We start from the raw sequence: 21,223 nt of genomic DNA, 5'->3' as shown, positions 1-21,223 counted from the left end.
GTAAACACCGGGACCAGACCTTCACAAGGCTTAATGTACTCGGCAATGTCAGATTTCAGTTGTTTGGAAGGCACCCAGTCCCGCACGACAGCGGCAATATGGGCCAAACTTGAGATGGTCCGATGTATTTCACAAAATATCCCCACCCAGCAAACTTCGCCTTTGTCGATAGCTTTGAGGCCGAAACGAGCACGCTCGCCATTGGCGAGCAGCGGTTTGTAGCCTCCATCACGAGCTACGAGGGCGACATTTACCACGTGAAAGTGGCGAACGATGCGCTGTGGGGTGGCAACAAGTGCCTGGAAAAACTGAATCTTCCAAAAGAAACAGGCCAGAGCCACATCACCGTGGGTACGGGTTTTGAACTAAGCCTGCAAAACGAGACCAATCAGCCCGTGCTCTCAACTGTAGAAGGGGCACCCTTTGGAGTCTGCGGCGAGGCGTCGCTGTTCCAGTTCGTCATTGGCGAAGGAGCACAGTTCTTCGGAATGGGTGAGAAGACTTTTGGGAAGGTTGAGCTCAGTGGATACCGCACCAAGTTTTGGAACACCGACGTCTGGGGCGACTTTCACGTGGCCCATTGGGGAGAGAATCCTACGGACCCACCTTACTTCTCGACGCCGTACGTGGTGGCTAAGGTCGGGGACCAATACGTTGGGTTCCTGCTCCACAATCCGTATCCGACGTTCATCGAGACTCCAGGTACTGACGAAAGCCGAGTGTTTGTGGAGTGGCAGCGCACCAGTCCTCACCTGATTCTGGGAAGCGAAGGCGGAGAGCCTAATTTGTGGATCATCTACGGCCCGTCGCTCCGCGACGTCACGCAGAAGCTGCAAAGGCTGGTCGGAGTCACACCCCTTCCCCCCATCTGGTCGATCGGATACCATCAGTCGCGCTGGGGTTACGGCGGCCACACAGATCTTACGGACCTCGACGCGCAGTTTGAGAAGTTCCAGATCCCTTGCGACGCTCTGTGGCTCGATCTCGACTACATGGACGGCTACCGAATCTTTAAGACTTCGGACGCCATGTTCCCTAAGGGTGTCCAAGCGACTCTCTCAGTGCTCGAAAAGAACGACCGTAAGATCGTCCCTATCCTCGACCCAGGCGTCAAGCTGGAGAAAGGATATAGCGTGTATGAGGACGGCCTCGCTAAGAACGTTTTCTGCAAGAACCCACAGGGTAAGCCGTTCGTTGGTCTGGTATGGCCCGGTGAGACCGTGTTCCCTGACTTCAGCCAGCAAGAGACGCGCGGCTGGTGGTCTGGCTATGTGAAGGCGTTCGCAGAAGAAGGCTTCGCCGGAACCTGGTGCGACATGAACGACCCTTCAACAGGCCCCGTCGACCCACACGGCATGCTGTTCAACAACGGCACCGAGCCCCACACTGCGCACCACAACCAGTACGCCCTCGGTATGCAGATGGCCACCAAGGACGGCTTCCTCCAAGCGCGCCCCAACGAACGACCTTTCGTTCTCTCTCGATCAGGCTTCATCGGTAGCAGCAAGAACGCCGCCATCTGGACTGGCGATAACGTCTCCAACTACTTCTACCTCGCGATCTCTATTCCTACTACCCTTGGGTTGTCGCTTTCTGGCCAGCCGTTCAACGGCCCAGATCTCGGTGGGTTTGGTGGCGATTGTTCGGACGCACTCCTCATCGACTGGACTAAAGCAGGCTTCCTGTTCCCGTTCATGCGGAACCACTCCAACAAGGGGAATAAGCAGCAGGAACCGTTCGCCTATCCAGACGCGACCATGCAGATCGTGCGGCGGTATATCCGCCTCCGATACAAGCTCCTGCCTTACCTGTACAACTTGTTCATCGACCAAGAGCTCCACGGAGACCCCATCCTGCGACCTCTATTCTACGAGTTCAAAGACAAAGGCCTGGAGCTGATCAATGATCAGTTTCTCGTCGGCTCTGATATCTTGCAAGCGCCCTTCGTCACCGAAGCGGGCAAGACCAGAAAGGTCACCCTCCCCGGCAGCCACAGCTGGTACGACGCGTCGAATGGTCACTGGGAAGAGGCCGGTGAGCACACCGTCAAGCGAGACAAAGGGGCGACTCCGCTTTACGTCAAAACCGGCGCGATCATCCCCATGCAGGCGGGCACTCCAACCACCAACGCCAAGGAACTCAGCAAAGTCCACTTCCACATCTTCATGCCAGAAGGTTGGACGGGCGACAGCGAGTCCACCTACAGCGCAGATGACGGCATCAGCTTTGCTTATCAGGCTGGCAAGAGGAGCAGCCTCAAGATCAAGGCAGTCTCAGTTGACGGCAACCTCGCGGTGGGCTACGAACAGACCGCCGACGGCTTTGGTGCGATCGAGCCGACCTTCGTGATCCACGGCTCACCCAAGAGCGTCCGTATCAACGGATCTGCGGTGACCCTCCAACATTCGAAGGTCACGCTCACCGGCAAGCCTCTCTCAGTAGTTGTCTGTCAGTAACAGCCTCCAAGTGATGCCCGTAGCTTCATAATAAAGAAGTGTTTACGGGCATCATTCAAGGCGTTGGTACCGTTCGTTCCCTACAAGGTGGAGTGCTCTCAGTAGCCGCGCCCACCTCCATGCCTCTGGATGACTGCCAGCTAGGTGAAAGCATTGCAGTGAACGGCGTGTGTCTGACTGTAACCAGCTGGGAGCAACGCGTCCTTACCTTTGATCTCTCCGAGGAGACACTTGAAAGAACGGCTCTCTCGCGTATTGGGACCGACTCGTCCGTGAATCTGGAACGAGCGATGACGGCGGCCGACCGCTTTGGAGGACATGTGGTTCAGGGCCATGTGGACGCCACCGGAAAGCTGGTCTCCATCCGAGACGAACAACTTTCGAAGGTCTACCGATTCGCCATCCCACAGGAAGGCGATAAATATCTGATCGACAAAGGCTCCATCGCACTGGATGGAATCTCTCTCACAGTAGTAGAGCCGCAAAAGGGCGAGTTCGACGTGTGGGTTATCCCTCATACCATCGCTCAAACGAACCTAGGAACGCTCAACCCAGGCGATCCGGTCAACGTAGAGTACGACGTGATGGCCAAGCACATCGAGAAACTCATCGCCAGTCGCGTTTCTTCATAAAGAAACGCGACTGCAAGTTCAAGAACTAAGCGCTCTTGTGCTCTGCCCAGAGCCGCTCAAACTCAACGACGAGCTTCTCCATCGCTTCGAAGCCGCCCTTCCAGAACGCTTCGCTCTTGAGGTCAACCCCAACCAGCGCCATCAGCTCCTGAGGAGTCTTAGCGCCGCCGAGTCGCAGAACCTTGATGTACTTGTCCGCAAAGCTCGGGCCCTCAGCCTTCGCCTTCTGATACAGCGAAAGCACCAACAGCTCGCCAAACGAGTAAGCGTAGACATAGAACGGAGCGTAGATAAAGTGCCCCACATAGCTCCACCACAGCTTGTGCTGCTCGCCCAACTTCACGCTGGAGCCGAACATCGCCTGTAGCTCGTCCTGCCAGATCTCGCCAAACTGCTCAATCGTCAGCTCGCCCTCTGCTCGCCGCGCAAGGTGACATCGCTGCTCAAAAGCAAACATCGCCGACTGACGGAACACCGTCGCAAACACACCTTCAATCTTGTCTGCGTACATCGCCAGCTTGTCCTGAGTGTTCGCACCTGCGACCAGCTTCTCGAACACCAACATCTCACCAAACGTGCTGGCGAGCTCGGCCAAAGGCAGCGTCCCATGGAAGTTGAAATACGACTGATCCCGACTGAGAGAAGCATGAACGCCGTGCCCCAACTCGTGAGCCAAAGTCATCACGTCATCCATCTTGTTCAGGTAGGTCTGGAACACAACGGGGTGAGTATCCGGCGTGTTATAGGAGCAAAACGCACCACCCTGCTTGCCCTTCCGAGGCTCCGCATCGATCCAGTTCTTGTCGAAGAACTCCTGAGCTCGATCCTTCATCTCTTGGCTAAACGTTCCAAACGCTTCCAAAACAATGCTCTTCGCCTCATCCCACTCAACCGGAGCCTCCGTCTCAAACAACGGCGCATATCGATCGATGTGCGTGAGCTCTGGAAGACCCAGGATCTCCCGCTTCACGTTGTAGAACCGCTCCACCAAACTGTAGTTATCTCGGCAGGTCTTCACCACCAGATCCACCGTTTCTTTATCCAACTCGTTGCTCAGGTGACGACTCTGTTCCGGATACTCAAATCCGCGCAACCGATCCTCAACAGCCTTATCCTGCAACAAGTTGTTATAGGTGTAAACCAATACTCGTGAGAGCTCTTCCAAGCCTGCACTGAACGAGTCCGCAGCTGCCTGTCGCAACTCCCGATTCGGCTCGCGCAGCAGAGTCAAAAGCTCCTGCTGGGTCACCACCTCAACCTCGGTGCTACCAGGTCGGGTCAGCTTGTACGTGTGATTGCCAGTCAGCTCCTCAAACAGCCTCACCCAAGCGCGAGATCCTGTGTTCGCGGTCTCCTCAAGAATGATCTCTTCACTCTCGGAAAGCCGATAAGGACTCAAAGTCCGGGCCGTGTGGATGTAGTGCAAGAAATTGGCAAGCGCCGGGTCCTTACAAACCTCTGCGATCACTTCCTCAGAAGCCGCCTGCAACTCAAGCTCAAAGAACATCACCTTAACGCTCAGCTCAGTCCCTTTCTCGCGCTGCTTCTGCATAAAGGAAGTAACTTTCGGGTCGTTCGAGTCCGTAGCAAACAGCAAGTGGCTGTACCCAATCGGCTTGGAAATCTCGTTGTAAAGACCCTCTAACTCATTCAAAGCTGCCGCAAGAGTCCCAGCCGTCAAATCCGGACTCTCAATCTTCCCGCGATAAGCAGCCTCAAACGCCTCAGCCCGCTTGAGCCCCTCTACCCAAGTCTGCTCAATCTTCGGATCGTCGATACTGCTAAACAGTGCAGAAAGGTCCCACCGGACCTTGGGCGGCTCAAGTGCTGTCGTTGCGCTCATATCTCTGATTACACCCTTTTTGACTCGTTTCTATTCTTAAGCCGGACTTTTTCGTTTGGCTGCGTTGAGTGTGGGTTTGTTCGGCGATGGGCAGCTGCCATTTCTTTGCAAAATACCTATACGGGGTATATGTATTTTATGTTAGAATCCAATCCATGACAGCCACAGAACAGAAGCGGCTTCCGGTGACCGTGCTTTCGGGGTTTTTAGGGGCGGGGAAGACTACCGTGCTCAACCACATCCTGGCGAACCGTGAGGGTAAACGCGTTGCGGTGATCGTTAATGACATGAGCGAGATCAATATTGACGCTCAGCTGATTGAGAACGGGCGGGCTAATCTGAGCCGGACGGAGGAGCAGTTGGTGGAGATGACCAATGGCTGCATCTGTTGCACTTTGCGGGATGATCTTCTTAAGGAGGTTTCTCGGCTGGCTCGTGAGGGGCGGTTTGACTATCTCCTCATTGAAAGCACCGGAATCAGTGAGCCTGCGCCGGTGGCGATGACTTTCACTTTTGAGGATTCCCATGGTGAGAGTCTCAGCCAGGTGTCTCAGCTCGACACGATGGTGACTGTGGTGGATTCGCTCAACTTTATGAAGGATTACGTTCGGGCGCAGGATCTGCAGGAGCTTGGCGAGAACAACGGGGTCGAAGATGAGAGAACGGTGAGTGATCTGCTGATTGAGCAGGTTGAGTTTGCGGACATTATCTTGATTAGTAAGAGCGACCTGGTTACTCCTACGCATCTGCAAAAGATCACGGCGGTCATCAAGAAGATCAATCCGGGGGCTGAGGTCATTCCTATTGAGAAGGGCAATGTTCCTCTCGACCGAGTTTTGAATACGGGGCTTTTTGACTTTGAGAAGGCGCAGCGATCGCCACTTTGGGTGCGAGAGTTGATGAACGAGCATGTGCCTGAGACTGAAGAGTTTGGGATCTCTTCGTTTGTTTATCGCAGCCGCAGGCCGTTCCATCCTGAGCGGTTTTGGGATTTGATCCAGGAGGAGTGGCCGGGCGTTATCCGAAGCAAGGGGTTCTTTTGGCTTGCGTCTAAGAATGACTGGATTGGTGGGTGGTCGCAGGCGGGTGGGTCTTGCCACTATGAACCTGCTGGGACTTGGTGGGCTACCACTCCGCGCAAGTATTGGCCTGACGGTGAGGCGCGGGCGCGGATTCTTGAGAACTTCAGTGAGCCTTACGGGGATCGGCGGCAGGAGATCGTGATTATTGGGATCGACATGGATAAGCAGGCCCTTACGGAGCGCTTTGATCAGGCGACTCTTACCGACTATGAGATGGCGGATGGTCCTGCGAAGTGGGCGCGGTATCGGGACCCGTTCCCTTCTATGGATTAAGCCGGTACTAGCACGTTTCGCATGTTCTTCATCAGCCTTTCTTGAACAAGTCCTACCCGGATGAACTGGTTGGCAAGGACGCTGCCCATTCCCTCCGGGGTTCGCACGATTAGGCCTCTCTGAGCTAAATCGTCGGCCCAGGCTTCGGCTGTGACTCCCTTGGGGCACTGGACCAAGACGGCGTTCAATGCTCCGTGCCAGGCGGTGAGTCCCGAATCTCTTAGGAAGAGCGATAGGTCTCGTGCACGTTCCATCGACTCACGCCAATAGGGGTGATAGTAGGCTTCGTCTGAGAGTGCGGCGATTGAGGCTGCGCCTGAGGCGGTGCCGACGATCCAGGGCGGGGTTCCTTGGCGAACTGCATCGGCGCGCTCAGTGGAACAGACCAGATAGGCCGCTCGCAGGCCACTCAGTGCGTAGGCTTTGGAGAGCGACTTCAGGACGTAGAGTTTGTCGACGATACAGGCATCTCTTTCAACGCTGGTTCCTTGGGGGGCATAGTCTACGTAGGCCTCGTCTACCCAGAGAACAGTTTCCGGTGAGAGCGCTTCTCTCAGTTGGAGCACTTTCTGTCGGGAAAGCACGGTGCCTGTTGGGTTGTTTGGATTGACTAAGACAACGAGGGCGGCACCTCGGCAGAACTGAGCGAAGCTCTCTAAATCCAATAGAAAGTTGGACTCTGGAGAGAGTGCAAACCGGTCTACGTGAAAGCCTGCTCGGTCTAGGACGAAGCCGTACTCGGAGTAGGTAGGATCGACTAATACGGCTCGTCCGACCGTGCAGGTTTGGGGCAAGACTCGGTGGATGATCTCTGAAGATCCTGCTCCGAGGTTTACGCAGCGGACATTGAGTCCGCGTGCGTCGGAAATCGCCAGGGCTAACGTTCCCCCGTCTGTTTCTGGACTCACTTGAATGGAGGAAACACTCTCCAGAAATGCGGTGCGCGCTAACGGTGAGGGTTCAAACCAGGCGTCTAGGACATCGCAACAGATTGAGCCTGATCGCTGAGCAAAGGTGTGCCCTTTACCGTGGGGCGCATAAGAAGTGATCACCCGGACAGTATCCAGCAGATATTGAAACGGCTAGGTCCTAAATAATTCCACCGCGGGCACCAACCATCAATGAGGTACGTTCCAACTGTTACCTTGTGGAGATACTCACGATGAATATACTGCGCTCTATTCGCATTCTCGCGGCAGGTCTAGGCCTTTGCCTTGCCATGCAGGCTCCCGCTCAGGCGCTGAGCTTTGATGACCTTTGGTCTGGAAGCAAGTACCCAACGACGATCAAAACCAGCGACCTCACCCCTGAGTACAAAGCCTTTAAGCTTACGATGGCTGCGGGGAGTGGCGGTGCGAGCGACATGATGTCGGCTTACATGCCTTTGATGATGCTCGGCAGTCGAGGATCAGAAACTACTGGCGCCGATCTGTTCATGGTGCTAGGGACCTACTGGACCACTGGAAAGATGGTGAAGTTCAACGGTCAGGAGTATCTCGTTACGTACAAGCTTGAGATGGATTTGACGTCGGCTGCCAAGCCAACGGCAAAAGCGGTGTCGCTGAAGCTGAATTTTGTGCGAACGGACTTGATTGCGACGATCACCCCAGAGACGACTATTACTAAGGAGCGGATTGAAAAAGATCTTGCGGAGACCGGTGCGAACGCAGCTACCGAGCAGCCTTTGACTCAACCTGCTTCCCCGGAGCCGGCGACAAATGGACGGCAACAAGATCTGGCGAATGTTAAGCAGGTCGCTACGGGGCTGATTATGTACCAGAGCGACAATGACGAAACGCTCCCTTATGTTCAGAGCACCGGGGCTGCGGTAGAGGTCACTGCTCCTTACTTGAAGAGCACCGGACTGTGGTGGACTTCCGACGGTCACCGGTTGCTGTTCAACATGAGACTTGCGGGAGTGATGTCAGCGGAGATTGCAAAGCCGGCTGAAACGATTCTTGTTTACGCGGATAAGCCTTCGGCTGACGGAACCCGGGTTGTTGGTTTCGCAGACGGTCATGCTAAAAGGGTGTCTGCTGCGGAGTTTTCGAACTTAGAGCCTTCGCTTTATGAAAAGTTTCCGAAGCAAGGCAGGCCGCTTCCTGCGGCTCTGGGCAAGCAATATAACACGGCTTACCCACCGACCAAGAAAGGGTCTGGCTAGCGAGCTGAATCGACGAGAGGCAGCTGTTTCTTCACGGACTCAGGGTTGAGGGAGTTCGGTGAAGGATGGCTGCCGGTTCTGGAATTCGAACGTAGGCGCCGGGAGTTTGAGAGGTTAGGTCAAAGGACCGAGTAACTCGGTCATCGGATGAACCTCGCCATTGGCTGTCCGGCGGCTAGAATTTCTTGAGGATTCTTGGTGGTGTGAGAACTGTTGGTCGGATTTTTGATTCCTGTGGCAACCTAGCATTACAAAAGAGAGCTAATTGGCCAGATTCTAACTTGAACGTTCCGAGGCAGTCGCCGAACTGGGTTGATGTGCCTGACTTTTGGGATTGCGATTGTCGGTCGTCGACGAGTTTGTAGTGTTTTCCGTTTGTCCACAGAGAACTTCCCGTCATCGCTTCATACTCGGCTTCCGGGATTGAGAGACTTGGTGCCTCTCTGGATAGGTCTGATGCGCGCAAGTCGTTGGTTAACTTGTCCAACTGCGGAATACCCAGATAATCGGTGGGAAGGTCGTTACTGCGCATGTCCCTAGTTTAACTCTATTCTTGAGAAATCTAGACTGGGCCTAGGACAAGGAGTACGTGTAGGGAGGGGTATCCAGCCACAATCCCCATACTTGGGAATTTATGGCTGCCGGACTAGGATTCGAACCTAGACACACGGCACCAAAAACCGTTGTCCTACCCTTAGACTATCCGGCAAAACCGGGGACATTATACCTCCTCTCCGGCGCGGATATACTGGGACCTATGGGATTTGATCGAATCGCACGTTTGGCTACTGAGCTGACGAATGCGGGATATGACGCCTTTATGGCCCACGCGCCAGTTACGATGACCTACCTTCATGGGTTCAACGAGGACGGTCACGAGCGATTCTTAACCCTCGCGATTCATAAATCTGGCGAAGTCCGACTCATTTGCCCATCGCTGAGTGCTATTCAGGCTGCGCGAGTTGGGGTTAAGGATATTCGTCAGTGGGCAGATGGTGAGGACCCGATGGTTCACTTTGAGGAGTTGGCTCGGGACTGGAACTTGAAGACCAGCATTGTTGCTGTGGATGACGAGATGCCTGCGCATGTTCTGCTCAAGATGCAAGAGGTTCTTCCTGCGGCGCTGTTCAAATCTGGGAATCCTATTCTGATGCCGCTGATGCGGGTGAAGACTTCTGAGGAGATTGGGCTTCTTAAGGTTGTTGGCGCGATTGCGGATGAGGCTTTTGATGAGGTTCTTCCTAAGATCAAGGCGGGCATGACTGAGAAACAGGTTGAGCGAATGCTGTTTGATGCCATGCAAGCACGTGGCGGCACGCCTACGTTTGGAATCGTTGCTTATGGCCCGGGCGCTGCGGAGTCTCACCATGAGACCAATGACACCGTGATTGAGGAGGGCAATATTCTTCTTCTTGATTTCGGCTGTGAGAGGATGGGTTACCAGAGCGACATCACTCGCACTGTGTTTGTGGGGAAAGCGACTGAGCGAGCTAAGCAGGTTTACGACGTTGTGTATCGTGCGCACCTGGCTGGGCGTGCTGCCATTAAGCCTGGCGTTCCTTGCGAGGACGTGGATGCGGCGGCTCGGAAGGTGATTGAGGACGCAGGTTTTGGTCCGCAGTTCTTCCACCGGTTAGGGCATGGGTTGGGGATGCGCGGGCATGAAGAGCCGAACATTGTGAAGGGGAATACCCTGCCGCTGGAGCCTGGGCACTGCTTTAGTATTGAGCCTGGGATCTACCTTGCTGGTGAGTTGGGTGTTCGAATTGAGAACATTGTGGTGGCCAGCCAGGACGGGCATATCAGCATGAACGCCGAGCCTAGCCCGACGCTCATTGAGATCTGAAGTTGATTGTGAGAGCGCTACGGGACTTGGAAACGGATTTCCGTGGCGTTCTCTACCTTTTTCCATTTGCCGGTTAGGGCGTGGATAAATTGTCCGCCGTGGCCGGAGTGTCCTACTACGAGCAGGTTTTGCCCGGCAAACCGCTCTCGGAACTCGCGGACGGAGTCTTCTACTTGTCGCAAGCCCATGAGGTAGTCGGGGGCGACTGGGAGGCGGTCGTGTCCTGGCTCTAGGATGAAGAGTGAGGCGATATCTGAGGGGAGTTTGATGCGGGCGCCGTACTTTAACTGAGCTGGGATGGTGCCCTTCTTTCGGTGGCCGGTGCAGCACTCGTAGAGGAGTGGCCAGACGATGGCTTTTTGTCGGGTGGCTCTTAGGTAGGGGGCGATGGTTTTGAGCGCTCTTGGGGAGGGGCTGACGACGATCATGGAGTATCGCGGTCCGGCTATGAGTCGCTTGGTGAGGGCGTCGACTTGCGATTGGCCGAGTGCTGAAAAGCTGTTCAGAGTGGCTGAGTTGTACTTTCCAGTCGCGTTTGCTTGCGTTTCTCCGTGTCGCACGAAGGTGACGGAGGTGGGTTTGGGTGCCATTGCTCCAACCACCAAGAAGGGAACGATCATGAACTCAATTTACCTTTTGGTGAGCGGTGCGCCTATTCGTTTGACATTAAACGACTGGTAGGTGCAAACTCGACTTCATGCATCTGATGCTCTATGTGCTGGTTCTTGTCTTTGTGTTTGCGGTGGCTGCGCCGTTGGTTGCTCAGAAGCATCCTGTGACCATTGATGAGGCGTTTGGCAAGCTGGCTACTGTTGGTCGGGTGCCACGGTACATGTGGATTAGGGGGCATGAGCTGATTCGGTTCCAGACTCACTCTAGCGGTGATTGGGTTGTTGAGATTTCGGATCCGTTGGAGAAGGCGAGGCGGGAGATTCGGCTGGATGGGGCGGTGAGAGATAAGTTCATCGCGGCTGGAGCTAAGGAGTTCAAGCGCATTCCGGAGCCGACGGCTTTTTGTTCGGAGGGCCAGACTCTTGCTTGGAGGCTGCCTAATGGAATCTATACGCTTAGTCTTTCGACGCTGACGGTTGTGCGGGCTACCACGTGTGAGGATGATGAGTTCAACGTTCGGTTTGCTCCTAATGGCAAGCAGTTTGCCTTTGTGAGAGCGAACAACCTGTATGTGTACGAACTTGAGACGGGCGATACAAAGCAGCTGACTTTTGATGGCAGCGCTACGACGCTGAATGGGACGCTTTCTTGGGTTTATTGGGAAGAGTTGTTTGGTCGGCAGGATACGGCTTATTGGTGGTCGCCGGACTCTCAGAAGATTGCTTTCCTCTGCTCGGATGACAGTTTGGTGCCGATCTCTACGTTTGTGGACCCTCGTCCTCAGGCGGAGGAGCTTGTTCAGCAGCACTATCCCAAGACGGGCGATGCTAACCCGCGTGTGAAGCTTGGGGTACTTACTCTTGGATCGAAGACGCCTACTTGGCCGAGCCAGCATGCGGAGCCGTTTGAGTACATTAGCGCGGTTCAGTGGACTCGGGGTGGGAAGCTTGTGTTCGCGACGATGAATCGGGCTCAGACGGTTGCTGATCTGTACCTTTATGACTCGGGTGTGCGGAAGCTTTTGCAGCACCAGGACCCCAAGTGGATTGATGCGTCGAATGCTTACGCTTTTATTTCTGATGAGACCGAGTTTGTTTGGCCTTCTGCTACAGATGGTTATCGTCGGTTGCTGCGGTATGACCTGAGTGGGAAGCTGCTTAATAAGGTCACTGCGGGTAAGTGGCAGATCATGGATCAATCCACTTCATCGGCACCGGCTGAGGCAGTTGTGAATGTGGACGATGCGAACTCTTGGGTGTATTACATTGGGTTGGCGGACGGGCACTTGCAGCGACAGCTTTATCGGTCTTCGTTTAATGGCAAGAAGATCGAGCGGGTATCTCAGGAGAAGGGCGTCCATGCGGTCAGTTTTAGTCCGGATGGGATGTTGTATCTGGATACGCACTCAAGCTTGGATACGCCTACGAGTCTTCGGGTTGTGAGGGCGGATGGGAAGGTTGTTTCCACTCTGTGGAAGGTTGACCTTAAAGCCGTTAAGGATGTTTATCTCAGTCACGAGGAGTTTCTGGAGATTCCTGCGCGAGATGGTTTCTTGCTGCCAGCGAAGATTCGTAAGCCGCACGACTTTGATTCTGCGAAGAGGTATCCGGTGATTCTTAGTGTTTATGGTGGGCCTCATGCGCCTCAGGTGGCGGATCAGTACAACGGGCTGAACTATGGGCATCAGATGCTGAATGATGCTGGGTACATCGTGATCACGGTGGATCCTCGGATTTCGACGGTGATGAGCCGGCGGCTTTGCGACTCGAAGAAGGGGTTTGCGATGTTTGAGTCGGCTACCCATGACCTGATTGATGTCGCGCGTTGGCTGAAGCATCAGTCTTGGGTGGATGGGGATCGGATTGGGATTACGGGTTGGAGTGGTGGGGGGACCAGCACGATTAACTGCATGAGCAACTCTTCTGAGTTCAAGGCTGGGATTGCGGGTGCGCCTAATTTGGACTTCACGTTGTATGACTCCACGTTCTCTGAGCGGTTCTTTGGGATCTTGGCTGACAACCTTCCGAGCTATGAGAAATCGAAGTTCTGGAAGAAGGCGAAGGACTTAAAGGGGGAGTTGCTGATGATCTGGGGGACCTATGATGACAACGTGCATCCTCAGCATGAGCAGGTGTTTTTGAACGCTTGTATCGAGGCGGGAGTGCCTTTGCAAACTATGGTTTATCCGATGAGGAAACATGGATTTACGGACCTTCCGGCGCGTAAACACCTGGTTCGGACCACTCTAAAGTTCTGGAAGGCCAATCTTTAGTCAAATTTGACTAGTCAAGCTCGAATTTTCAAACGCTGAAGTCGGTCTATAACCAAATATAATACGAGTAATCGTAGGCCCAAAAGGGCACCTGGAAAAGAGAGTTCTATGTTGTATCGTCTAAGTGGTCATTATCTGGCGAACGCGTCTCGCGTTCCATTATTCTTAGGTGGGGCGATTGCCCTCTCCCTGTTCGTAGCTCCATCGGCCTACGCTCAGACCAAGCTCACGCCGATTAAGGTAGAGGTTCCTTCGGTTACGCAGCGGTCGGCTGTTTTGGGTCGGGTGGATGCGCAGAAGGTTGTGAACTTTGCTATCAGCCTTTCTCCTGCTAACCAGGCGGCTTTTGAAGCTTTCGCTGAGTCGGTGAGCGATCCGAAGAGTCCCAACTACCGCAAGTTCATTACTCCGAAGGAAGTTGGAGCGAGGTTTGGAGCGACGGATGCGCAGGTTCAGGCAGTCACGAGCCACCTGAAGAAGTTTGGAGTCAACGTTACTCTGGTTGCTGACAACAAGCTTAACATTCTTGCTTCGGGAACCATTGCCCAGCTTGAGTCGGCTTTCAATACGACCTTTAACAACTATAAGGCGTTGAGCCCAACCGAGCCTGGTAACACGACTTACTTCTCGTATTCGAAGCCGTTGCAGCTTCCGACGACGGTTGCGAAGTCTGTGCTTGATGTGTCTGGGTTGGAGAGCTTCACGAAGCCAAGAGCGAGAGGCCTTCTTAATCCTGCACAAACACGATCTATCTACAACTCTGCTCCCCTTTACGCAGCGAACTTTAGAGGGCAGGGACGAAAGATCGGTATCGCGAACTTCGATGGATATCGTCTTAGTAACGTGCCCCTCTATTACACACAGTTCGGCCTTCCTACCCCCGCTGGCGGTCTTGGAAGCAACGTCACAGTTGTCGTGTGTGGCACTGCGGCTGGTACGGGTGACGCTCAGGGTGAAGGCGATCTAGACATCCAGATGGCTCTCGGCACCGCTCCTTTAAGCAACCTCTTCATCTATGATGGAATAGATGAAATTGCTGTTCTGACACAGGCAGCTAACGACAATACCTGCGACATTATCTCTGAAAGTTGGGGATGGGTTTTGAGTAGTGGCCGAGCTACGGCTGCTCACAATCTTCACCTTTCAATGACGGCGCAGGGTATCACTTACATGGCAGCTACCGGAGATCATGGAACTACGCTTGAGCCGTTTTCTTACCCTAACTATGAGCCTGAGGTTCTTGAAGTTGGCGGTACGGTTGCCGATGTTAACGGATCAGGTACGCGATCCAAAGAAGTTGGTTGGTCAGGTAGTGGAAGCGGCTGGTCGACGAATACTGCGGCGTTCAATACGAGACCAAGCTGGCTGAAAGGCTCCGGTGTTCCTAGCATTAATTTCCGTTTGAACCCTGACCTCGCGCTTCACGCTTCGGGTGCAAATCCTGCTGGTGGTGCCTATCCGTTCTTCTTCGGCGGCACGCTGGACTCCGGTTCCCTTGGTACAAGCTTTGCGAGTCCTGTCTTTGCCGGTCTTTTGGCAACAGCTCAGCAGAAGGCGATCAGTGTTGGCAAGATCAGTGCTGACACAAACGGTAAATTCCGCATGGGTCGAATCCAGAACCTCATTTACGGACAGGCTATGCGATCCGACGTATGGTTTGACGTTGTGCAGGGACCATCGACTGGAACGCTACCAGATGGTAGTACTGCGACGGTCAAGGCAGGTTGGGACTTTGCGACCGGTCTTGGTGTTATGAACATCAGCGCGTTTGTTGACTCGTTGCCAGCGCCAGGTTCGGATACAGTCCTGACCCCGGTGAGCATCGGTATTTACAATGGTCTTGGCACTGGAGCGACAGGAAGCGTTTCTTCCGTAGCTGCACAGGATGGCGTTAGTTACTCGATTGGATCGGTCAAGTCCTCCGTTGGTTCTGTTGCGGCTGCGGTTGCGTCGTTCCAGTTCCCGGTTAGTGGTAGCCATGTGAACACCGTGACCCTAACGGAGATTGGTTCAGCTGGAAGTTTAGTCACTTCGTTCATCTACATCAAGAATGTGAACACGGGTGAGTTTGAGCTGTTCAACACCGCAACGGCCGGCGCTACAAACACGACTGCGACGATCACTCTGGCGAATCCGCAGAACTACATTGATGGATCGAACAAACTGACAGTTCTCGTCCGAGACGTCTATCCGATTCGATTGAAATCGTTGCCGTTCCGACTCAACATCGACAAGCTGAGCATCTCTACTTCGCTTAACTAGTCCCTCTCCTTAGAGGCATATGGAAAACGGTTTCCCCCTCACTTCAGATGAAGTGAGGGGGAAATTTGTTTAAATGGTACTGCTGCGGCAGATAGGAGCGCTGTCCGAATCTAGGAAGCGAGCGACTCTACAACTTCTGCTGGGACTTTGTTTTTGGAGTGCGAGCGATGGTGATGGTGCTCTGCACGAAGTTCAATCAGTTGGATTGAAAGGGGGCCACGTGTGTATGTGGCTGGGGACCTCGTAAAGCTCTCGGTCCGGGTCTCGGTGTTTGGAGTTTTGGGGAGTCTGGTTGACTCCCCATCGTGGTTTTTACTTAACGGTTCCTTCTGGGAACCATAGTTTTAGTTCTGCTGCTGCGGCTTCTGGGTCGCTGCTGCTGTGGGTTAGGTTGTCTTCGATGCTGAGTGCGAAGTCGCCTCGGACGGTGCCTGGGAGGGCGTCGATTGGGTTGGTGGCGCCCATCATTGCTCGGATGGCTTTGACTGCGTTCTCGCCTTCGACTGCGATGGCTACGATTGGGCCGCTTACTAGGTAGTCCACAACGCTCCCGAAGAATGGGCGCTCTTTGTGTTCGGCATAGTGAGCTTCAACGGTTGCTCGCTCAGCATGAATCAGCTTCAAGCCAACAGCTTTGAGGCCGCGAGCTTCGATGCGACGGGTGATCTCGCCGATGAGGTTGCGCTGTACGCCGCCTGGCTTGATTAGGACTAGAGTGGTTTCAATTGCCATGATGTCGGTCTCAATTGTACCGGCTCACCCAATGTGAAGGCTTTCTGAATGTTAAGGGCTATTTTCGAGTGCGATTGTGTGGGTTTCTATGGGTCAAAAGGCGCTGATCGTCCAAAACTCTGTGTAACCTGAATTTCTCGTGAGTGTCGCCACAATTCGCAATCTAACGGTGAAGTATGGCCAGTTCACTGCATTGAACAATTTCTCGTGTGAGATTCCTGAAGGGTGTACTGGATTGCTTGGTCCGAACGGAGCCGGTAAGACCACCCTTTTGAAGACCCTCTTGGGGTTTGTTTCGCCTGCTTCGGGTAGCGGCGAGGTTCTCGGACGGGATTTTGTTCATCAGGGACGGGAGATTCGCCAAACCGTAGGCTTAATGCCTGAGCAGGACTGCCACATCCCTGGGATGAGTGCTGTTCAATTCGTTGCTTTCGCCGGTGAGCTTGCCGGTATGTCTCATGCCGATTCGATTCGGCGTGCCCATGAAGTTTTGGAGTACTGCGGGCTCGGAGAGGCTCGCTACCGGAATGTTGAGACTTACTCGACCGGTATGAAGCAGCGCATTAAGCTGGCTCAGGCTTTGGTTCATGGTCCTAAGCTTTTGCTGTTGGACGAGCCGACGAACGGTCTTGACCCTGCTGGTCGTGAGGATATGTTGGAGTTGGTTCAATCTGTGTCCCACGGCAAGGGCGTGAATGTGTTGGTGAGTTCTCACCTGCTTCACGACATTGAGCGGGTTTGTGATCGGGTGATCGTGGTGATGCGGGGCCAGTTGAAGGCTTCGGGCACGATCAAGGATCTGAAGCGGATTGAGGGGCATCCGGTGGATGTTGAGCTGAAGGAGGCCAGTGAGGCGTTTGGTGCTGGCGTTCAGCGACGTGGATTGGAGTTGATCCAGAACCATCGCACGAATTACCGATTGCGTGGTCTGGGGACGCCTGCTGAGGTTCAGAAGATCGTTTTCCAGACGGCCCTTGAGACAGGGGCACAAGTTCGCGGATTTGCTTTGGCGGAACGGACTCTGGAAGAGGCGTTTATGGAGGCTATCAATGGATAACAAGCCGACGAACTCGCTGCAAGCGTCGCCTATTGCGGACCTCAGCTATCGTAACTTTGAGGGTGCGCTTGGAAGCCCGAACTTGCGTTGGTGGGTGATTGCGAAGACCATGATGCAGGTTGCTTTTAAGAAGCCTGCTCTGAAGTGGTACGCGCTCGTTTCGATTTGGTATTACGCGGCGATTATTGCGGGCGTGTTCTTCTTGGAGCAGGTTAGCAATATCGGTGGCGCTCCTGGTGGGCCTAATCCGTTGAGGGACTTTGTTTCCAAGCTTGTTTGGAAGGATCAGTTCCTGCACGGGTTTGGTTTTAGTCAGCTGTTCCTTTTGGCTGTAGGGCTGAGTATTGGGGCTGGGTCTATTGCGAACGATAACCGGGCGAATGCGCTTTTGGTCTATTTGAGCAAGCCGGTTTCTAAGCTGGACTATGTGCTAGGCAAGTGGGTTGGGATCTTTGTGCCGTTGTTTGCGATCACGGCTGGTCCGGCTCTGATTTTCTATGCGTATGGTGCGATGCGGCTGAACACTTATGGATTCATCTCGGATGATCCGTTCTTGCTTCCGAAGGTTTTGATCGCTACGTTGCTGACAGCCAGCTTCCAGGCGAGTGTGCTCTTGGGTATTAGCTCCATGTTTAACCAGGGACGCATTGCTGGAGCGACCTATGCGGGGCTTTACTTCTTGGGCAACTTCTTCACTCAGATCATGACGATTGCTTGGGTGAATCTCGGTTTCTCGGACCCTCCTAGTCCGTTGAAGCCACTGGTTCATAACCTCTGGTATGCGTCGTTTGACGGGCTTAATATTGGGCTTTTCAAATTGATTCTTCGGACGGACGGGACTCCTCCGTTTGGTATGCGCATTCGGGGTGGAGACGGGGCTCAGATGGTGGGCCGACCGGACCTGTGGGTTGTGGTGGTGCCGATGTTAGTGATTGGCGGTCTTTCGCTGTTGATTGCTTGGCGACGGGTTCGGGCTGTTGAGGTGGTTGGATCGTGATTGAGTTACAGAACGTTTCCCTCTGGTATGGCCAGGTGATTGGTCTGAACGATGTCACGTGCGAGATTGGTCCGGGTGTGACTGCGCTGCTTGGTATGAACGGTGCGGGTAAGAGCACCATGATGCGGCTGATCACGGGTCAGATTCGGCCTACGACTGGCTCGGTGAAGATCTTTGGGATGGAGCCTTTTGCCAATCCTGAGGTGTTTAAGCGGCTGGGCTACTGTCCTGAGATTGATCGGTTTTATGAGCACTGGACGGGGCGGGCGTTTGTGGAGTATCTGGCTCGTCTTTCTGGGCTTGGTGCTGCGGATGCGAAGTCTCGGACGGCGAGTGTTCTGCAGCAGGTCGGGATGGCGGATCGGGCGGACAAGAAGATTGCTGGATTCTCTAAGGGAATGCGGCAGCGGATTAAGCTGGCTCAGGCGATGTTGCACAACCCCGACATTATTTTGCTGGACGAGCCTTTGAACGGTTTGGACCCAGTGGGGCGGCGCGAGTTTCTAGAAGTGTTGGATCAGTTGGCTCAGCAGGGCAAGACGATCATTGTTAGCTCTCACATCTTGTTTGAGGTGGAGCAGATGACGCGTGCGGTGTTGCTGTTGAACCGTGGTCGGCTTCTGGCTAAGGGCGATCTGTCTGTTATCCGGAGCTTTATTGATGCTCACCCGCACCAGATCAAGATTGAGACTTCTCAGCCTCGTGAGGTGGCGCAGCGGTTGGTTGCACTGCCTTATGTGTTGAGTATTCAGTTTGATGCACGCGGACATGGGTTGGTGGTGCAGACGCGCGAGCCGGACCTGTTCTATGGCGAAATCCCCAAGATGATTTTGGAAGAGGGATTGGCGATTGATACGTTTGTCAGTCCGGACAACAATCTGGAATCGATCTTCAACTATCTGGTGAAAGCATGATTGAGCCGTTTATTTACTTCAGCACCCTTAAGGATATGCTGCGGCCCAAGAAGGTCCTTGTCTGGATTGGGGTCTCGCTGTTGCTTTGCATCATTGGCAAGACGATGGCGAAGGTGGGCGGGGTTTCTACTGCTGAAACCAGCTATGTGCAGTTGTCGACGATGTTTGTGCATCACCTTCTGGCATTGGTTGCTGCCATTTTTAGTGCGGCGGTGATTAGTCAGGAAGTGGAGCAGCGGACGATTGTTTATCTGCTCACTCGGCCGGTGCCTCGTTGGAAGCTGTTGGTGTTTCGGACGTTGGCTGCTTGTACGGCTGTGTTTTTGGTGACGGCTGTGGCGACGGTTTTTGTTTCGCTGGCTTCTTACAGTTCGCCGTTCAATAAGTTCATGGCGAATGACTTGCTGGCCATTTTTATTGGCTCGTTTGCTTATACGTCGTTGTTCGTGCTGGTGAGTTTGATGCTGAACCGGTCGATGATTTTCTGTTTGCTGTTTGCTTTTGGTTGGGAGACTTCGATTCCTAACATTGGTGGCAACATGCAGTATTTGTCGATCAACACTTACATCCAGAAGATCTCGCAGTTGCCATCGGCCGTTGGGGCATCCGCTGCTAGTCAGGCTACGGGTGAGCTGGAGCTTTCCCAGATGGTGGCTTGGATTGTTCTGGCCGGGATTGTGGCTTTCTGCTTAGGGTTTGGGTCGTTCTGGTTTACTCATTTTGAGTACAGCGCCCGAGAAGATGCGGAATAGCGGAACTTTCTGGGAGAGGCGCATGTTGCTTTCATCAGACAGCAACATATCTTCTCTCTCAACACAACAAACAGGGCTACTCGAGCGATACGAGTAGCCCTCTTGTTTTATTTAGATGATCTTGCTGATGCTCTTGATGTCGAATCGGTAGGAGTTGTAGCCTTGGTTTGCTGGGTGACCGAATGCGACTAGGGCTGGGATCTCGACGTGCTCTGGGAGCTCTAGGAGGGCTTTGACCTTTGCGGGGTCGAAGCCGAGCATTGGGGAGGAGCCGTAGCCGAAGCCTTCGAGGGTTAGGAGTAGGTAGCCGAGGGCGATGTTGGCTTGGTTTCTTCCCCAGCCTGCTGCTGCGGTTTCGCCCATGCCTTGGAAGATGCCTGCGATCTGTGCGGTCTCTTTGTCTTGATCTTCTTGTGGGCGTTCTGGGTGGCGTGACTCTGCGAGTCGTGCGAGGGCCTCTTTCATGTCGCTGTAGACGACGATGACTGCGGGTGCGTTGGCTACTTGTGGCTGGCCGAAGGCTGCTTCGCTAAGTTTTTGGCGCTTTTCAGCATCGGTTACGACGATGAATTTCCATGGCTGGATGTTCCATGCGGAGGGTGCTCGTCCGGCGAGTTCTAGGATCTCCAGGATGTCTTCGTTGGTGACGGGAGCTTCCGTGTATTGGCGGATAGATCGTCGAGATTTGGCCGAATCGGCTACTGGGCGGCTTGCGTTTGGATGACTCATGGTTACGTGCTACTAGACTATTCGATTTTGGGATGTTTTGTGTTAGGGCTTAGGGAGGGTCTTTTCGATTGCGTTCCAAACGGCTTTGAAAAGTGCTTTTGCTCGCTGTTTGTTGCCTTGTTGCAGCATGATTGACTTGTCTTGCGGGCTGCCTTGGAGTTCGTATTTGTCGGTGGTTCCCATGTAAGCGCCGCCTGCTTTGCCTTTGAGTTTGGGGGCTTGTTGGGTGTCGGCTTTGAGGGTCATGGTGAGGTTGAGCTCGACGGTGGTTTCGCTTTGGGGTTTGCCAGGGTTTTCGGCGATCTCTCGGGGGGAGCGGTTCCGCTGATCGAGGCGTGTGATCTCGATGTCGAGGACGTAACCTTTGTCGATTGCGTCGCCGAGGGTGTATCCGGCTGCTTTGAGCTTCTCTTCCAGCTGTTTGCGGACGAGCCCGGTGAGGAAGTCTTTGGACTCTTGGGCTTTGAGTTCTGGGAGTTCGAATTTGGGCTTGATTTCGATTCGCCCTACGGTCACGGTGGTGGCTAGGGCGGTGCTGAGGAGCAGGCAAGCCAGTGAGAAGGATGCGAGGAGTCGAGTTTGCACACGTTATTATATGCC

General features: G+C 54.0%; 18 protein-coding genes and 1 tRNA gene. 11 read left to right on the top strand and 8 right to left on the bottom strand.

Annotated elements, in window-relative coordinates; genetic code table 11:
• The first annotated feature begins 122 nt into the window (after positions 1-122).
• Positions 123-2,456: a glycoside hydrolase family 31 protein gene (locus ACZ51B_RS13335; protein ID WP_464293826.1), complete on the top strand. Its 2,334-nt coding sequence runs from the start codon at positions 123-125 to the stop codon at positions 2,454-2,456.
• A 38-nt stretch (positions 2,457-2,494) separates the two neighbouring features.
• Positions 2,495-3,088: a riboflavin synthase gene (locus tag ACZ51B_RS13330; protein ID WP_464293825.1), complete on the top strand. Its 594-nt coding sequence runs from the start codon at positions 2,495-2,497 to the stop codon at positions 3,086-3,088.
• Positions 3,089-3,113: 25 nt separating this feature from the next.
• Here ACZ51B_RS13330 and ACZ51B_RS13325 read toward each other — a convergent pair whose 3' ends face one another.
• On the bottom strand, positions 3,114-4,931 hold the full coding sequence (locus ACZ51B_RS13325; RefSeq protein WP_464293824.1) for a M3 family oligoendopeptidase: 1,818 nt from the start codon (positions 4,929-4,931) through the stop codon (positions 3,114-3,116).
• Positions 4,932-5,086: 155 nt separating this feature from the next.
• Between ACZ51B_RS13325 and zigA the strand changes: the two genes are divergently transcribed.
• On the top strand, positions 5,087-6,286 hold the full coding sequence (gene zigA / locus ACZ51B_RS13320; RefSeq protein WP_464293823.1) for a zinc metallochaperone GTPase ZigA: 1,200 nt from the start codon (positions 5,087-5,089) through the stop codon (positions 6,284-6,286).
• On the opposite strand, the gene ACZ51B_RS13315 is transcribed toward zigA, so the two are convergent.
• Positions 6,283-7,338 carry a pyridoxal phosphate-dependent aminotransferase gene (locus tag ACZ51B_RS13315; RefSeq protein ID WP_464293822.1) on the bottom strand — a complete coding sequence of 352 codons (1,056 nt, stop codon included), beginning with the start codon at positions 7,336-7,338 and terminating at the stop codon, positions 6,283-6,285. The two genes, zigA and ACZ51B_RS13315, sit on opposite strands and share 4 nt — an antisense overlap.
• 110 nt (positions 7,339-7,448) lie before the next feature.
• Here ACZ51B_RS13315 and ACZ51B_RS13310 point away from each other — a divergent pair, with 110 nt between their 5' ends.
• On the top strand, positions 7,449-8,450 hold the full coding sequence (locus ACZ51B_RS13310) for a hypothetical protein (RefSeq protein ID WP_464293821.1): 1,002 nt from the start codon (positions 7,449-7,451) through the stop codon (positions 8,448-8,450).
• Between the two features lie 175 nt (positions 8,451-8,625).
• On the opposite strand, the gene ACZ51B_RS13305 is transcribed toward ACZ51B_RS13310, so the two are convergent.
• Both ACZ51B_RS13305 and ACZ51B_RS13300 read right to left on the bottom strand, forming a co-directional pair.
• Entirely contained in the window at positions 8,626-8,982 is a 357-nt protein-coding gene (locus ACZ51B_RS13305; RefSeq protein WP_464293820.1) for a hypothetical protein, read from the bottom strand.
• Between the two features lie 103 nt (positions 8,983-9,085).
• Positions 9,086-9,159, bottom strand: a tRNA-Gln gene (locus ACZ51B_RS13300).
• A gap of 48 nt (positions 9,160-9,207) precedes the next feature.
• Here ACZ51B_RS13300 and ACZ51B_RS13295 point away from each other — a divergent pair.
• Complete coding sequence (locus ACZ51B_RS13295; RefSeq protein ID WP_464293819.1) at positions 9,208-10,296, top strand: M24 family metallopeptidase; 1,089 nt, start codon at positions 9,208-9,210, stop codon at positions 10,294-10,296.
• Positions 10,297-10,313: 17 nt separating this feature from the next.
• On the opposite strand, the gene ACZ51B_RS13290 is transcribed toward ACZ51B_RS13295, so the two are convergent.
• On the bottom strand, positions 10,314-10,916 hold the full coding sequence (locus ACZ51B_RS13290) for a histidine phosphatase family protein (RefSeq protein WP_464293818.1): 603 nt from the start codon (positions 10,914-10,916) through the stop codon (positions 10,314-10,316).
• 77 nt (positions 10,917-10,993) lie between these two features.
• Here ACZ51B_RS13290 and ACZ51B_RS13285 point away from each other — a divergent pair, with 77 nt between their 5' ends.
• Positions 10,994-13,180: a S9 family peptidase gene (locus ACZ51B_RS13285; protein ID WP_464293817.1), complete on the top strand. Its 2,187-nt coding sequence runs from the start codon at positions 10,994-10,996 to the stop codon at positions 13,178-13,180.
• Between the two features lie 108 nt (positions 13,181-13,288).
• Complete coding sequence (locus ACZ51B_RS13280; RefSeq protein ID WP_464293816.1) at positions 13,289-15,442, top strand: S53 family peptidase; 2,154 nt, start codon at positions 13,289-13,291, stop codon at positions 15,440-15,442.
• A gap of 312 nt (positions 15,443-15,754) precedes the next feature.
• Here ACZ51B_RS13280 and ndk read toward each other — a convergent pair whose 3' ends face one another.
• On the bottom strand, positions 15,755-16,174 hold the full coding sequence (gene ndk, locus ACZ51B_RS13275; RefSeq protein WP_464293815.1) for a nucleoside-diphosphate kinase: 420 nt from the start codon (positions 16,172-16,174) through the stop codon (positions 15,755-15,757).
• A gap of 139 nt (positions 16,175-16,313) precedes the next feature.
• Between ndk and ACZ51B_RS13270 the strand changes: the two genes are divergently transcribed.
• The 4 genes from ACZ51B_RS13270 to ACZ51B_RS13255 are packed head-to-tail and all read left to right on the top strand — an operon-like array spanning position 16,314 to position 19,894.
• A complete protein-coding gene (locus ACZ51B_RS13270; RefSeq protein WP_464293814.1) occupies positions 16,314-17,231 on the top strand; it encodes an ABC transporter ATP-binding protein in 918 nt (305 codons plus the stop codon).
• On the top strand, positions 17,224-18,228 hold the full coding sequence (locus ACZ51B_RS13265; RefSeq protein WP_464293813.1) for an ABC transporter permease: 1,005 nt from the start codon (positions 17,224-17,226) through the stop codon (positions 18,226-18,228). Before ACZ51B_RS13270 ends, ACZ51B_RS13265 begins: the two co-directional genes overlap by 8 nt.
• Entirely contained in the window at positions 18,225-19,142 is a 918-nt protein-coding gene (locus ACZ51B_RS13260) for an ABC transporter ATP-binding protein (protein WP_464293812.1), read from the top strand. The genes ACZ51B_RS13265 and ACZ51B_RS13260 overlap by 4 nt, the downstream gene beginning before the upstream one ends.
• Positions 19,139-19,894, top strand: a complete 756-nt coding sequence (locus tag ACZ51B_RS13255; protein WP_464293811.1) for an ABC transporter permease — start codon at positions 19,139-19,141, stop codon at positions 19,892-19,894. Before ACZ51B_RS13260 ends, ACZ51B_RS13255 begins: the two co-directional genes overlap by 4 nt.
• 111 nt (positions 19,895-20,005) lie before the next feature.
• On the opposite strand, the gene ACZ51B_RS13250 is transcribed toward ACZ51B_RS13255, so the two are convergent.
• Together ACZ51B_RS13250 and ACZ51B_RS13245 are read right to left on the bottom strand one after the other, a co-directional pair.
• Entirely contained in the window at positions 20,006-20,623 is a 618-nt protein-coding gene (locus tag ACZ51B_RS13250; RefSeq protein WP_464293810.1) for a nitroreductase family protein, read from the bottom strand.
• A gap of 42 nt (positions 20,624-20,665) precedes the next feature.
• Positions 20,666-21,208 (bottom strand): hypothetical protein, encoded by a 543-nt coding sequence (locus ACZ51B_RS13245; protein ID WP_464293809.1) that lies wholly within the window; start codon positions 21,206-21,208, stop codon positions 20,666-20,668.
• Positions 21,209-21,223: the final 15 nt, after the last annotated feature.

It is taken from the genome of Fimbriimonas sp. LA-C6, assembly GCF_055398105.1.
This window is presented reverse-complemented; position numbering and strand designations above follow the sequence as displayed.

Coding starts and splice junctions, on each gene's coding strand:
- ACZ51B_RS13285 (WP_464293817.1), top strand. CDS start 10,994: ATGCATCTGATGCTCTATGTGCTGGTTCTTGTCTTTGTGTTTGCGGTG.
- ACZ51B_RS13310 (WP_464293821.1), top strand. CDS start 7,449: ATGAATATACTGCGCTCTATTCGCATTCTCGCGGCAGGTCTAGGCCTT.
- ACZ51B_RS13265 (WP_464293813.1), top strand. CDS start 17,224: ATGGATAACAAGCCGACGAACTCGCTGCAAGCGTCGCCTATTGCGGAC.
- ACZ51B_RS13325 (WP_464293824.1), bottom strand. CDS start 4,931: ATGAGCGCAACGACAGCACTTGAGCCGCCCAAGGTCCGGTGGGACCTT.
- ndk (WP_464293815.1), bottom strand. CDS start 16,174: ATGGCAATTGAAACCACTCTAGTCCTAATCAAGCCAGGCGGCGTACAG.
- ACZ51B_RS13305 (WP_464293820.1), bottom strand. CDS start 8,982: ATGCGCAGTAACGACCTTCCCACCGATTATCTGGGTATTCCGCAGTTG.
- ACZ51B_RS13280 (WP_464293816.1), top strand. CDS start 13,289: ATGTTGTATCGTCTAAGTGGTCATTATCTGGCGAACGCGTCTCGCGTT.
- ACZ51B_RS13290 (WP_464293818.1), bottom strand. CDS start 10,916: ATGATCGTTCCCTTCTTGGTGGTTGGAGCAATGGCACCCAAACCCACC.
- ACZ51B_RS13250 (WP_464293810.1), bottom strand. CDS start 20,623: ATGAGTCATCCAAACGCAAGCCGCCCAGTAGCCGATTCGGCCAAATCT.
- ACZ51B_RS13295 (WP_464293819.1), top strand. CDS start 9,208: ATGGGATTTGATCGAATCGCACGTTTGGCTACTGAGCTGACGAATGCG.
- ACZ51B_RS13335 (WP_464293826.1), top strand. CDS start 123: ATGTATTTCACAAAATATCCCCACCCAGCAAACTTCGCCTTTGTCGAT.
- zigA (WP_464293823.1), top strand. CDS start 5,087: ATGACAGCCACAGAACAGAAGCGGCTTCCGGTGACCGTGCTTTCGGGG.
- ACZ51B_RS13255 (WP_464293811.1), top strand. CDS start 19,139: ATGATTGAGCCGTTTATTTACTTCAGCACCCTTAAGGATATGCTGCGG.